Source organism: Streptomyces sp. NPDC030893 (assembly GCF_055571535.1).
In genome coordinates, this window is record NZ_JBVIFC010000005.1 from 293,738 (window position 1) to 306,353 (window position 12,616).

6 protein-coding genes are annotated in these 12,616 nt (G+C 70.6%); 4 read left to right on the forward strand and 2 right to left on the reverse strand.

Translation table 11 applies throughout. The features are described from left to right. Window positions 1-2 precede the first annotated feature (2 nt). Window positions 3-5,888, reverse strand: a complete 5,886-nt coding sequence (locus ACZ434_RS13475) for an AAA domain-containing protein (protein ID WP_468455052.1) — start codon at window positions 5,886-5,888, stop codon at window positions 3-5. Between the two features lie 285 nt (window positions 5,889-6,173). Between ACZ434_RS13475 and ACZ434_RS13480 the strand changes: the two genes are divergently transcribed. Both ACZ434_RS13480 and ACZ434_RS13485 read left to right on the forward strand, forming a co-directional pair. Then, window positions 6,174-7,016: a hypothetical protein gene (locus tag ACZ434_RS13480; protein WP_468455054.1), complete on the forward strand. Its 843-nt coding sequence runs from the start codon at window positions 6,174-6,176 to the stop codon at window positions 7,014-7,016. 122 nt (window positions 7,017-7,138) lie between these two features. After that, window positions 7,139-9,688 (forward strand): GmrSD restriction endonuclease domain-containing protein, encoded by a 2,550-nt coding sequence (locus ACZ434_RS13485; RefSeq protein ID WP_468455056.1) that lies wholly within the window; start codon window positions 7,139-7,141, stop codon window positions 9,686-9,688. A gap of 219 nt (window positions 9,689-9,907) precedes the next feature. On the opposite strand, the gene ACZ434_RS13490 is transcribed toward ACZ434_RS13485, so the two are convergent. Further along, a complete protein-coding gene (locus ACZ434_RS13490; protein ID WP_468455058.1) occupies window positions 9,908-10,543 on the reverse strand; it encodes a VanZ family protein in 636 nt (211 codons plus the stop codon). Window positions 10,544-10,699: 156 nt separating this feature from the next. Here ACZ434_RS13490 and ACZ434_RS13495 point away from each other — a divergent pair, with 156 nt between their 5' ends. Next, the gene (locus ACZ434_RS13495) at window positions 10,700-11,881 is read left to right on the forward strand and encodes a sensor histidine kinase (protein WP_468455061.1); all 1,182 of its coding nucleotides are present in this window, start codon (window positions 10,700-10,702) and stop codon (window positions 11,879-11,881) included. Continuing rightward, a complete protein-coding gene (locus ACZ434_RS13500; RefSeq protein ID WP_468455063.1) occupies window positions 11,878-12,522 on the forward strand; it encodes a response regulator in 645 nt (214 codons plus the stop codon). Before ACZ434_RS13495 ends, ACZ434_RS13500 begins: the two co-directional genes overlap by 4 nt. The last annotated feature ends 94 nt before the right edge of the window (window positions 12,523-12,616 follow it).

Sequence of the window (12,616 nt, forward strand, 5' to 3'; positions counted from 1 at the left end):
CGTCAGGCCCGGATCTCCCGGACGACGACCTCGTGGCTCTTTCCCCTGGAGGCGTCGTACGAGATCGTCCGCCCCGTCGGTTGCCACATCAGCGCGTGGCCCAGCGGTGACGACGGGGAGATGATCTCCGCGTCCTCGGCGGGCAGTTCGGCGACGGTGTACAGAGTCGTGTCGTCGACCTGTCCGTCGAACTCGAGGACGAGCAGCGCGCCGGGGTGCACCGCCTTCGGTGCATCCTCCGCGCCGACGCGCACGGCGTCGAGGAAGGACCGCAGGAAGCCGAGGCGTTTCGTGCGGCGCTCACGCTGGTCGGCCTGCGTCTTCCTGAGGAAGACGAGGTTCGCCGGGTCCGCGTCCACGGGTGTCTCGTCCGGGGCGTCGATGACGGCCTGCAGCTCCTGCATCTCGCGCACCAGCCGGTGGAAGGCGGCGGCGGGGATCTCTCGGACGGGGAGGGAACTCCGCGTACCGGGGCTTACCGGACCGGACGCGGGCTCCGGGGCCGCTTGCGCGGTGGGGCTCGGCCGGGGCGTGCGCGGTTCCGCGGGCTCGGTGACGGAAGCCACCGCTGCCTCGGGAGTCGCCCCGGGTGCCGGGCCCGGGGCACGCGAGCGGTCGTCTTCCCGTGGCTCCCACTCCCCCGCCCCGTCGTCCGTGCGCGGGCCGTCGGCGGGCAGGATCCGGGCCTCCTCCACATCGGCGGGAGCGGCGGGTTCCACTGGCGCGGCGGGAAGCGACGCGGGAGAAACCGGCTCCGCGGAGACCGGCGTAACGGGCACCGGTTCGATCCCCAGCCGCTCCAGCTCCGCCCAGAGCGGGGCGAGTGCCTGCTCGCGGTCGAGGTGGAAACGGCTGCCCCGGATCCGGACGAAGGTCCAGTCGACGCGTTCCAGGTCCCGCTGCCGGGCGGCGGCGGTGGACGCGTCCTCGCCGTCGGCGAAGGTGTCGCCGTCGCACGCGACCGCGAGCCTGCGGGTGCCGCCCTCGACGACCAGGTCGATGGTGTGGCGGCCCACCCGGTAGCCGGGCCGCACCCGGTGGCCCAGGGCCGTCAGCTCCAGATACACCCTCTGCTGGAAGAGGCTGTCGAACGCCTCGTGGCGCACGTCGGGCAGCACCTCCCCCTCGACCGCGACGGTGTCCTCCTGAACGGGCCGGGTGAGGTGGTCGAGCCACCGGCGGCGCAGGTCGTTCTCGTGGAACTGCTCGGGCCGTGCACTGTGGAACACCCAGACCTGGTCCTGGGCACGGGAGGCGGCCACGTTGAGCCGCTGCTCGTACGTCTTGCCGTTGTAGCCGCCCGGTACCGTTCCGGCGGCCGTGGTGGCCGAGTTGACGCAGGAGACGAACATGACGTGCCGCTCGTCGCCCTGGAAGTCCTCGGCGTCACCGATCCGGATGCGCCGGGCCTCGCGCTGCTCGTAGTCGAGGCGTTCGGCGAGCAGGTTCTCAAGTTCCGTCAGATGCCCCTTGGCGCCTCGGAGGCTGACGACGCCCATGGTCTTCCCCTCGTACGCGGGGTCGGCGCAGCAGCGTGCGACCGCGTCGACGAGGGCCTCGGCCTCGGCCGTGTTGACCAGCCGTTCGTTGCCGCCGACCGCCTCCCCGTCCTCGACGTACACGGTGCGGACCGGGGGCAGCCGGTCCGCACCGTACTGCCGCAGCGGCTGGAGCCGGCCGTTGTAGCAGAGGTCGTTGGAGAAGGAGATGATCTCCGGCATGCACCGGAAGTGCTCCTTGAGCATGAGGGTGCCGCGACCGGCGGAGAGCGCCTCGGTGAGGTCGAAGAAGCTGGAGTCGGGGCCGAAGAGGCTGCGGACGTCCGGCTCCAGCGCGGTGAGCAGCCGGTCCCGCAGGTGGAAGTACTCGTCCTGCTTGAGGCCGACGTTGGACGGGCTGACCTGCTTGCTGTCCCCGACGACCACCATCCGGTCGGCGAGCCAGCTCAGCATCATGGCCTCCAGGCCGGACTGGCTGGCCTCGTCGACGATGACGACGTCGAAGAGGCCGGGCCGGTCCATCGGCACCGTTTCGGCCACCTGGTGCAGCGGCATGATCCAGGCCGGCACGGCCGTCTGTGCTTTGCGCAGCGCGGCCTGGGCGTCGCGCCGGTAGCGGTGCTGGTACTTGCCCTTGATGCGGCGGGCGGCCTGCTGGTACGCGCTGAGGGCCCGGGACTGGTCGCCGGTGAGCAGCCCGAGGCAGCGGTGCCAGGCGCGGGCGGCGGCGAGCCGGGCGAGCATGATCCGTGCCTCGTCGTCGGCCTCCGTCAGCCGCCGCCGCAGGGTGCGCTCAGCCTCGGGGTCGGTGAGCCGCTCCATCCGTTCGTACCACGCCGACCAGGCCCAGGCTTCGGCGAGTTGCGGCAGCCGGTCGTCCCACGCGGTGTTCTCCGGGGAGCCGGTGACCCGCTCGGCGAGTGCGGGAAACGCATCGCGCACGCGGGTGAGCGCGGCATGCTGCTCGGCCCGCAACCGGGCGGCCGCCCGCACCTCGGCCATCTCCTCGCTGAACCCCCGGTAGCCCTGGGGATCCCGGGCGCGCACGGCTTCGAGTGCGCGGGCGACGGCAGGTGCCACACCGGGCCGGTCGCTCCAGGAGCGCAGCAGTTCCTCGGCATCCGTGACGGTCCGGCGCGACCGCTCGGCGGCACGCAGTGTGGCCGCCGCGCGCAGCAGGGCGCGCACGGCGTTCTCGACCGAGGTGTCGTGCCATGTGGCGACGGCGAGTTCGGGTGAGGTGGCGGCCGCGGTGAGCACGTCGGTGCGGGCGGCGACGACGGCGAGCAGGGCTTCGAGCACGTCGGCGTCCTGCCTCAGGCGGGCCAGGCGCGGGCCGTGTCCCTGCCACGCGACGGCCGGGGTGCCCCACTCCGCCTCCACCTGTGCCAGGCGCAGTTCGAGCCGGACACGCGCGACGACAACCTCCGCCGTTGTGGGGTCCTCGGGAGCCCTTCCGTCGACGCGCACGGCCTGCACGAACGCGCCGACGGCCTTGGCGAGCTTCGTGCGGGTGCCGAGCGGTCCGCGCAGCTTCTGTCCCTGCGTCAGCCCGTCGTACAGGGTGGTGGCCTGTCCGAGCGCGGTGGCCGGGTCGTACTGTTCCAGGCCGCTGACCAGCGCCGTGCCCAGCGTGGCGAGCGACGCGTCGAGCGCCGCCAGGGCGTCGTGGACAGCGGCGTATCGACTGCGGGTCTGCCAGTCCTGTCCCGCGGCCACCTCCTCGAGGAGCGTCCCGGCCCACCCGCCGGCCGCGGTGGCGAGGGACGCGGCGCGGGCCCGGGCCGCGGAGAACACGTCCAGAGCCTCCGTCAGACGGCGCTGTTCGGCCTCGTTCAGACCTCGTACGGCAGTGTCGTACCGCAGGCACACGGGGTCCTGTCGTGCCGTCTCGTGCGCCTCCTCGGCGGAGCGCACGACCCGCACGGCTTCCTCGAAGTCGCCGGGGGCGGGCAGTTCGGCGGGGCCGGGCACCTCGGCGGCCAGGGCACGGTGGTGCGACGTGAACGCGCGCGTGGTGTGCAGCAGTCTCAGCGCGTCGTCGGCGGTGACGGAGGGCTGTTCACGAGGCACCTGCCCGAGCCAGTCGTACCGCTCCGTCTCGGCGGTGAGGCGCTCGGCGATCTCCTGGAGGCTGCCGGTGTAGTCGCCGATCTCCGCCTCGAAGCGGTGGGTCTCCTGTTCACGCAGTACGGCGAGGTCGCGCAGCATGGTCTGTTGGGCCGACCGGGCCGCGGCCAGCCGGGCCTGCAGCGTCCGGATGTCGTTCTGCGAGGCCTTGGGATCGTAGCCGGCGTACTCGCCGAGGATCCTCTGCACGGACGCTTCGAGCTCTCGCTGGGCTGCGGCGCCGTCCTCGGTACGGCTCACGCACAGGTCGCGGATGCTCTCGGGCAGCTTGTCCCGCAGGACGCGCAGAGCGCGCGGGGTGTGGCTGGTGATGAGGACCCGCTTGCCCTGGGCGAGCAGGTCCGTGACCAGGTTGGCGATGGTGTGCGTCTTGCCGGTCCCGGGCGGGCCCTGCACCACGACGAGCCGGTTGGCGCGCAGGCGTTCGGCGATGGTGCGCTGCTCCTCGTTGGCGGGCAGCGCGAAGTACATCTCGTCGGTTCCGGCCTCCGCACCGTCGTCCTCGGTCGCCGCGAGGTCGGCGGCGGTCAGCGCCCCGTCGCGGCCCGCGATGTAGCCGAGCAGCTCGGTGGGAGGCGTGCCGGCGTCGATCTGACGGGCGATGGCCTTGAGGGCGTCCATCGTGGATCGGCGGTTGCGCTCCCGCAGAAGGAGCGCGGGAGTGAACCCCACCTGGGGTACCTCGAGTGTGCGCGGCCGTGCGCGTTCCACGGTCGGCGCGTAGCCGCCGGCGCTGTGGGCCGCGTTGATCCAGCTGCGCAGGGCGGTGTGCACGGCGTCGAGGTGTGCCGGGTCGGTGACGTCGGAGGCATCGACCAGCGTGTCGACGATCTGCTCGCGCACCGCGCCGGGCACGTGCTGGGCGCCTTCCAGCATGCCCTCTTCCAGTTCCAGCCCCGTGCCGGTCGGGTCGGGGGCGGCGGTGAGGGTGCCGGTGGCCGGGTCGAGGTGGAGGATGGCGCGGTGGGTGACGAGGTGGCGTTCCACACGCTGGCCGCCGGTCGTCTGCCAGGTGAGCCGCCCGAGTCCGAGGACGAGTTCGTACGCCTCGCCGAGGTTGGCCGCGTCCTCGTGCATCTTGTGCAAACGGTCGTACAGCCTCACGACGGGGTCGACGGCCCGCCGCCGCTCGGCCCAGGCGAGCCATTCCTGCTCCCAGGCGGCGTACCGCTTCTCGATCCTCTCCCGCTTCGGGTGGTCGTCGAGCTCGTGGTACGTCTTGTCCAGGGGGATGCCGTGGGACCAGTCGGGGAACTCCGGCTCGATCCGCCGGCGAAGGTGCGGGGCGCGCGTCTGTTTGAAGTCGCGGATGCGGGTCTCGTCGATCCAGGGCGCGAGGAGGGTCTCGGGGTGGGGAGCGTCCTCGCGTTCAGGGCGGGCGAGGGTCAGCCAGGCCGGCTCCTCGGTGTCGAGCACGCCGTCAAGCATCAAGGTGACCTCGGGGGCGTCCGGCAGTTCGTCGAACCAGACGGTGCCGGCGGCACCGTCAAGAGTGCGGACGGGGCGGGTCTTCGACTCCTCCGCCTCGGCGAGGAACCGGAAGATCTGGCGGACGCGGGCGGCGTCGAGCTCGTCGGACGACAGGTCCCGAGGACGGGGCACCATCCCGGCCGACGGGGTCACGAGAGGCGTGGTGAGGCGCGGGTCCGGTCCCGTGGGCTGTGACGGTACGGCTCCGAGTGCGGTAGGGAGTGCTCCGCCGTCGGCGCTTGCGGGGTCGGCGTCGTCGGCGCCGGTGAACAGGGAGGGCTGTCGCTCGCCGAACAGCGGCGCCTGGTCCGGCAGCCGTCCCGCCCGTGCCGGCGCGGGCGCCGTGGTCCTCGCCGTGGTGAAGGTGACGCTCTCGCGCTTGTGGTCGTGGGGGAACCGGACCTCGATGTCCAGCTCCGCGACGGTTCCCGCTGGGATGCTGTAGGCCCAGGTCGCGGACGCGCGGCGGCCTTTCCGGAGCGTGCCTTCCAGTCCGTCGTCGAGCAGCTCGGTCCGGTAGTCCAGTACCCGCCGTGCCGTCTTGCCGTAGGGCCCGCCGCGCACGAGCAAGGTGACGCCGTCGACGTCGATGGGGCGGGCCGTGCCGTTGCTCAGGTACAACGTGCACCGGACCAGGTCGTCGCCCTGACGGTACCCGTCGGAGTCTTCGGGATCGACCAGTTCGTACGGCACCACGTCGTCCACGCGCACATGCAACCCGTCGTCGTACTGATAGACCGATCCGACCGGCTGCGTCTCGTCGTCCAGGCCGTGCTCACGCTGGCTCACGCGCCCCACCCCATTGCTGTCCGGAGCCACTTGCGTGGCCGCTTGGTGTCATCCGCCCGGCCCACCCCGAGTACGTCTCCGCCCCCAGCCCGCTGTCTCGAGTGTGAACTGAGCACACGAGCCGAGGGTAGCAGCAGACCTCCGGATGTCGGTGCGCCCCATGGAACCGCATCGGAAGCATCAAAACAATCCATTGAGACAGTTGACTAAGTTCACACCCACGCGTCAACATGATCCGGCACCACACGCACAGCCAGGCGGACGCCACAGAAGGGCCCACGCGCCATGCAGATGGAAGTGCTCCACGTCAGTCCACAGCTCGCAACGGAGTGGCTCACCCACAACACCGGCAACCGGCCGCTCAGCAAGGCTGCGGTACAGCAGTTGGTGAGCCGTATCCAGCGCGGCGAGTGGCAGTTGACGCACCAGGGCATCGCCTTCGACGAGGACGGTGTACTCATCGACGGCCAGCACCGCCTCGCGGCGATCGCCAAGGCGGGCATCACCGTCCCTCTGACCGTCACCCGCGGCGTTCCGCGCACCGCGTTCACGGTGATGGACACAGGACGCAAACGCACGGGCCGGGACACACTCGCTCTCGCGGGCGAGGCCAATGCCACGCACCTGGCGGCGGCCCTGCGCGGCCTGCACCTCTACCTGAACGCACCCAACTCGTCATGGAGCGGCGGGTCGTCGATGACCAGCAACGACCAGCTCCTGACCATGCTCGACAAACACCCTGGCATCCGTGACGCCCTTCAGCACGGCGTCGCACTCAACCGCGCATGCCGTATCACCGTCACGGCGGCGACCATCGGCTGGTACGTGACCAGCGAGGCGCGCCCCGACATCGATCAAAGCACGTGGAAGGAGGGCATCGTGACCGGCGCACGTCTGGAACCGGGCGACCCCCGCCTCACCTTGCGCAACACGATGCTCAACCTCGCCACGGGCACGTCGCACCGTCGCCGCGACGACTCACGCGAGCACTTGCTCTACTACCTCAAGGCCTGGAACGCGTGGGCGGAGGGCCGGTCGATCAAGCTGCTGCGCCGGTCCCCCAACGAAACGATGCCCCGAATCTCCAAGCAGACGGCCACAGTTCCCACTCTCAGGGGTACTGCCTGACGGTAGATGGCCAGAAACTCCTCGCTGTTGACTGAGTACACCGTAGATTGAGTGACCGCCTCGGGCTCCAAGCCGTCGGACGAGCCGTCAGGCACTGCCCGCCTGACCGCGAAAGGAAACGTATGCGCGCGCAGGAAATCACCTTCCTCAAACTGATCCAGGGGGAGAAGCAGTTCCAAGTCCCCCTCTATCAGCGGACATACAGTTGGGGCAGGGAACAGCTGACGCGACTCTGGGAAGATGTGAGCGAGCTCGTCGACCAGCATCTTTCGGGTGAAAGCGCCACACCGCACTTCCTCGGCTCCGTGGTGCTCGCACCCGGCCAGTTCCAGGCCGGCGGCGTGCAACGGTGGCTCGTCGTGGACGGTCAGCAACGGCTGACCACACTGATGCTGGCGTTCGCCGCGTTGCGCGACCATCTCAAGGAGACGGGTGACACACGGGGTGTCATCCGGATCCACCACCAGCTCCTGGTGAACGAGTACCACGAGGGCCTCGACCACTACCGGTTGCTGCCGACGCAGGCCGACCGACAGGCGTACACGGCCTGCATCCAGTCCCGGGCGGAGGCCGGCGGGAGCGACAACATCGGCGCCGCCTACCGCTTTTTCCGCGGCGTGCTCTCTGAGGGCCAGGAAGCCTCCGGCGACGACCGGTGGATCACGACGGTCGGGACCGTGCTCAAGGATCTGCTGTCGATCGTCGAGATCAGCGCGGAGCCGGGCGACAACGTCTACCGGATCTTCGAGTCGATCAACAACACCGGCGTCGGGCTGAGTCAGAGCGACTTGCTGCGCAACTACGTGTTCATGCTCCTCCCCAAGCGGGGCGAGCGGGTCTATCAGGAGCTGTGGCTGCCCATGCAGCAGAGTCTCGGACCCAAGAACCTCGAACTCCTCGTCTGGCTGGATCTGGTCGTCCGGGGCCACAACAAAACCAAGCAGAGCGAGATCTACCGGGAACAGCAGAAGCGGCTCCAGCCACTGGCCGGGGACGAGGACTCACTACAGCGAGAGATCGCGCAGCTGGCCGAGCGGGGAAGGAGGTTCCTCCGCATCATCGAACCCCGGCGTGAGCAATCGCCGGCGCTGCGCGGCGTGCTGGAGCGCTTGGCCTCCTGGGGCGGCCAGACCCACTATCCCCTGGCTCTTCACCTGCTGGACCTCGTCGACGGCGGAGCCACCACACCCGAGGATGCGGCGGAGGCGCTGCGATACGTCGAGTCCTACCTGGTACGGCGGCTGGTCTGCCAGACATCCACGACCGGCCTCAACCGCATCTTCATGGAGGCTCCGAAGGAGTTGGAGACCGACCGTCCCGCCGCCGAGGCGGTCCGGCGGTTCCTCTCCGGGCGGCGCCGCCGGTGGCCGAGCGACGACGAACTGCGTGAGGCGATCCGCAGCAAGCCGTTCTACTGGAGCGGCCGGCCCCCGCAACGGAGTTACATCCTGCGCCGGTTGGAGGAGAGTTACGGGTCGAGCGAGCCGGTCGACTTCGTGAAGGCGTCGCTCAGTGTGGAGCACGTCCTTCCGCAGCGTCCGACCTCCGCCTGGTTCGATCTGCTCGCCGACGAGACCGAGCCGAACCAGACTCCCCAGGAGTTGCACGACCTGCTGGTCCACACCCTCGGCAACCTCACGCTCACCGGGGACAACGCCAAGCTGTCCAACAGCCCGTTCGAACGCAAGCAGCAGATCCTCGACTCGAGCGCCCTGCGCATGAACCAGGAGATCGCCTCGACGCGCCGCTGGGGCAAGGCCGAGATCCTGGACCGCGCCGATCGCCTGACGGAGCGGGCGGTGCGGCTCTGGCCCGGCCCCATCGGCGGGGTCAAGCCGACGGCCGAGGAGTGGCCGGGCTGGGCCGAGCTGCGGGCGGCTCTGGTGGCGATGCCGAGCGGTACGTGGACGACGTACGGAGATGTCGCCGAGCTGATCGGCAGTCACCCGGTGCCCGTCGGTACTTACCTGGGCTCCAACCCGACGGTGCTGGGGGCGTACCGAGTTCTCACCGCGGACGGGAAGATCTCCCCGGCGTTCCGCTGGGCCGACGGCAGTGACCGGCAGCCGCCGCAAGAACTGCTGACGGGTGAAGGGGTGAGGTTCGACCCGTCGGGCCGTGCCAACGCGTCGCAGCGCCTGACCGCCGCCGAGCTGGCCACCCTGCTCGGCAAGGACGTCACACAACCCGCCTCGCACGACCCGCTCCCCGACGAAGAAGACGCGGCAGCGGCGCAGCGTTTCCGGACACAGTTGCAAGAGCACTGGCCAGAGACGGCCGCCGGAGTCCTGAGCGCACTCGACTTCTGGCGTCTCCAGGGTGGCTACGTCAACTACGGCCGTCACGAGGAGACGAGTTGCTTCCCTGTGCTCGACGCCGGCACCAGTCGCCGCCCCCATCTGATCTGGCCCATGGCGATCTACCCGGTGAGCGGAACGGTCGAGGTCGTCTTCCAGTACCTCAAGGACCGCAGTCCCTTCGACGACACGGAACAACGCCGCGAGCTGCTGAACCGCCTCAACAAGATCGAGGGGATCGACCTGCCCGAGGCGAAGCTGGAACTGCGTCCGTCCTTCCCGGTGCGGGTGTTCGCGGAACACGGGGAGGAGATCTGCGGCGTACTCGATTGGTTCGTGCACACGGCGGCACTGGATCTGGCACAACGGGACTGAGCGAAGCGCCCGGTGGACCCACGGTGGTCCTCATTGACCCGATCCGCCGGCGTACGGCTCATGTGGGCACTCGGCTTCCTGGACATCCAGGGGTGAGAAGCGTGCGCGGGACGGCGCGTCACGCGACCTCGGCGTGCCCGACGCCTCGCGGCTCACGACCCCCGTGGTCGTGAGCCGCCGTTCTCCGTGTGAACCAGGGTGGTGCGGGAGCGGGCAGGGTCAAGAGCGGACGACGGGGCCTTCGGTCGGGACCTCCCGGGTGCCGTCGGCGGTCGCCGCCCGCCGGCGGTCGGCCTTCGACGCCGCGGAGCGGGGCAGCGCGGACGCCAGGAGGATCCCGCGCAGGGCCGGCGCACGCAAGGCGAGGGTCACCAGAGCGTAGCCCGCGAGTCCGCCGAGCGTGTTGGCGAGGAGGTCGTTGACGTCCACGGCGCGACCGTTGTTCAGGACGATGTACGACAACAGTTGCGCGGCTTCCACCGACAGGCTGGCCGCCGCCGTCATCAGGGTCGCCCGCGACGCCGAGGTGGCGTTCCGGAACAGCAGGGGCAGCAGGAAGCCGGCCGGCACCATCATGATGACGTTGGGGACCATGGTGATGTCCGCGGTGAGTAGCGGGACGAAGTTGATCTGGCCGATCCAGGGAGCCTGGTTGGCGTACTCGCCCCACGTCACGTTCAGCGGGAAGACCGTCAGGGACAGCACGGCGGCGACGTAGACGGCGGCGGCCAGCCGCAGCAGACCACGGCGCTTGTCCCACACCCCGCGTCTTACCCGGATGACGGTGCCGGCCGCGAACAGGACGAGTGCGGGGCCGAGAACGGGTGCGGAGTCCACCTGGAAGCGGATGTCCATGAGGGCTGGTCCTTCGGTCGGGGCGAGCGGTGCTGACGTGCTTCAGCTTCCTTCCGGGCCAGCTCCGGCGGATCTCCCGAAGGATCCATTCCCCGGTGGACGGCTACGACTTTCGGCAGAGGGAGCCCGGTGTCACGCGCGGCTAGGGTTCTCACCATGCTCAGACCACTGCGCGCGCCGGCCGCCGTCCGGTTCGCCGTCAGCGCCCTGCTGCTCTGCCTCCTCGGAGCGGCCCTGCTGATCGACATCGACACCGGCACCCTCGAAAGCCAGGGCACCGGGATCACGCTGTTCCTGTCGACGGCCACGGCGGCGGCCGTCGCCTTCCCGGCCGTGGGGATCAAGTCGTCCCCCGCGGTGCTGGCGTGGGCGGCGTGCGGCGTTGCCCTGGTGTCACTGGCCTGCTCGGCCGGACTGCGCGTGGCGGCGAGCGGCGGTTCGGTCCTGGACCAGGCCTCCGACGCCTACACCCTGTTCGAGCCGATCGCCCTGATGGTGCTGCTGCACATGACGGCACGGCGGGGCTCCCCGGCCGGCACCGCTGTCGCCCTGCCGCTGCTGATGGCCGCCGTCGTCCTGCGTCCGCTGGTGATCGAGGTGGACGAGGGCAGCAGCATCGTCGCGCTCGTCCTGACGCTGGTGGCCGGCGGCGCCCTGGCCTCCGGCCTCACCGTCCGCCTGGTCGTCGCCTCCCGCCGACAGCACGAGGAGCGGATCAGACTCGAACAGCGCCTGGGTTTCGCCCGCGACCTGCATGACTTCGTCGCCCACCACATATCGGGCATCGTGCTCCAGGCGCAGGGCGCCCGTGCCGTCGCGGCCAGGAAGCCCCAGGCGGTGGGCGACGCCCTGGCACTGATCGAGACCACCGGGGCGGAGGCGCTGACCGCCATGCGCAGGATGGTCGGCGCCCTGCGCGAGGACACCGTCCCGGACACCCGGGCACTGGGCACGGACGCCGTCCGCGCCCTCGTCGCCGACTGCCGGCTGCCCGGGGCCCGGGTCGACCTCACCGAGACCGGCCCGGTCGACGGCCTCCCCGCGGACGCCGCCCACATCGTGGAACGCGTGGTCATGGAGGCGCTGACGAACATCCGCAAGCACGCCCCCGACTGCACCACCGCACACGTGCACCTGGCGGTTTCCCGCCGCCGGGTGACCGTGCGGATCACCGACGACGGACACCTCCGTCCGTCCGACGGCACCGGCTACGGGCTGCGTGGCCTGCGTGAGGTCACCGTCGCCGCCGGGGGCACGCTGACCGCGGGCCCCGGCCCCCGGTCCGGCTGGCGCGTCGCACTCGAACTCCCTCTTCCTCTGCGCCAGGTGATCCGATGACCATCCGTGTCGTACTCGCGGACGACCAGACGATCGTCCGCACCGGCATGGCCATGATCCTGTCGGCCGAGGACGACATCGAGGTCGTCGCCCAGGCCGCCGACGGGGTCGCCGCGATCCAGCAGGCCGACCTGCACCGCCCCGACGTCGTCCTCATGGACATCCGCATGCCGCGGCTGAACGGCATCGAGGCGCTGCGGCACCTGCACCGTCCCGGGGCCGCGCACACCCCGAAGGTCGTCATGGTGACGACCTTCGACGACGACGAGTACGTCCACCAGGCCCTGCACAACGGTGCCTGCGGCTTCCTCCTCAAGGACGCGGGGCCTCGTCTGCTGGCCGAGGCCGTCCGCTCCGCCGCCTCCGGCGAAGCCCTCATCAGCCCCTCCATCACCGTCCGCCTGCTCCGGCAGTTCGCCCGCCCCGCTGCCGCCGCGGCCCGCCCCTCGCCCCTGTCCGAGCGCGAGACCGAGGTCACCGCCCTCGTCTCCCGCGGGCACACCAACGCGGAGGTCGCCGCCGCCCTGCACATCAGCGCAGGCACGGTGAAAACCCATCTCGCCAACATCCAGGGCAAACTCGGCGCCCGCAACCGGGTCGAGATAGCGGCCTGGGCCTGGGAGTCCGGATTCGCCCGCTGACCGGACCGTGCGCGGCGGCCCCACGACCGGGACGGGCCGAACAGAAGTGCCTTCGCTACGGGGCGTCAGCGACCGAGCCGCGCGGACGGCCCGG

Bases quoted from the DNA above. Each gene is read 5' to 3' on its own strand.
- ACZ434_RS13480 (WP_468455054.1), top strand. From the start codon at position 6,174: ATGCAGATGGAAGTGCTCCACGTCAGTCCACAGCTCGCAACGGAGTGG.
- ACZ434_RS13485 (WP_468455056.1), top strand. From the start codon at position 7,139: ATGCGCGCGCAGGAAATCACCTTCCTCAAACTGATCCAGGGGGAGAAG.
- ACZ434_RS13490 (WP_468455058.1), bottom strand. From the start codon at position 10,543: ATGGACATCCGCTTCCAGGTGGACTCCGCACCCGTTCTCGGCCCCGCA.
- ACZ434_RS13495 (WP_468455061.1), top strand. From the start codon at position 10,700: ATGCTCAGACCACTGCGCGCGCCGGCCGCCGTCCGGTTCGCCGTCAGC.
- ACZ434_RS13500 (WP_468455063.1), top strand. From the start codon at position 11,878: ATGACCATCCGTGTCGTACTCGCGGACGACCAGACGATCGTCCGCACC.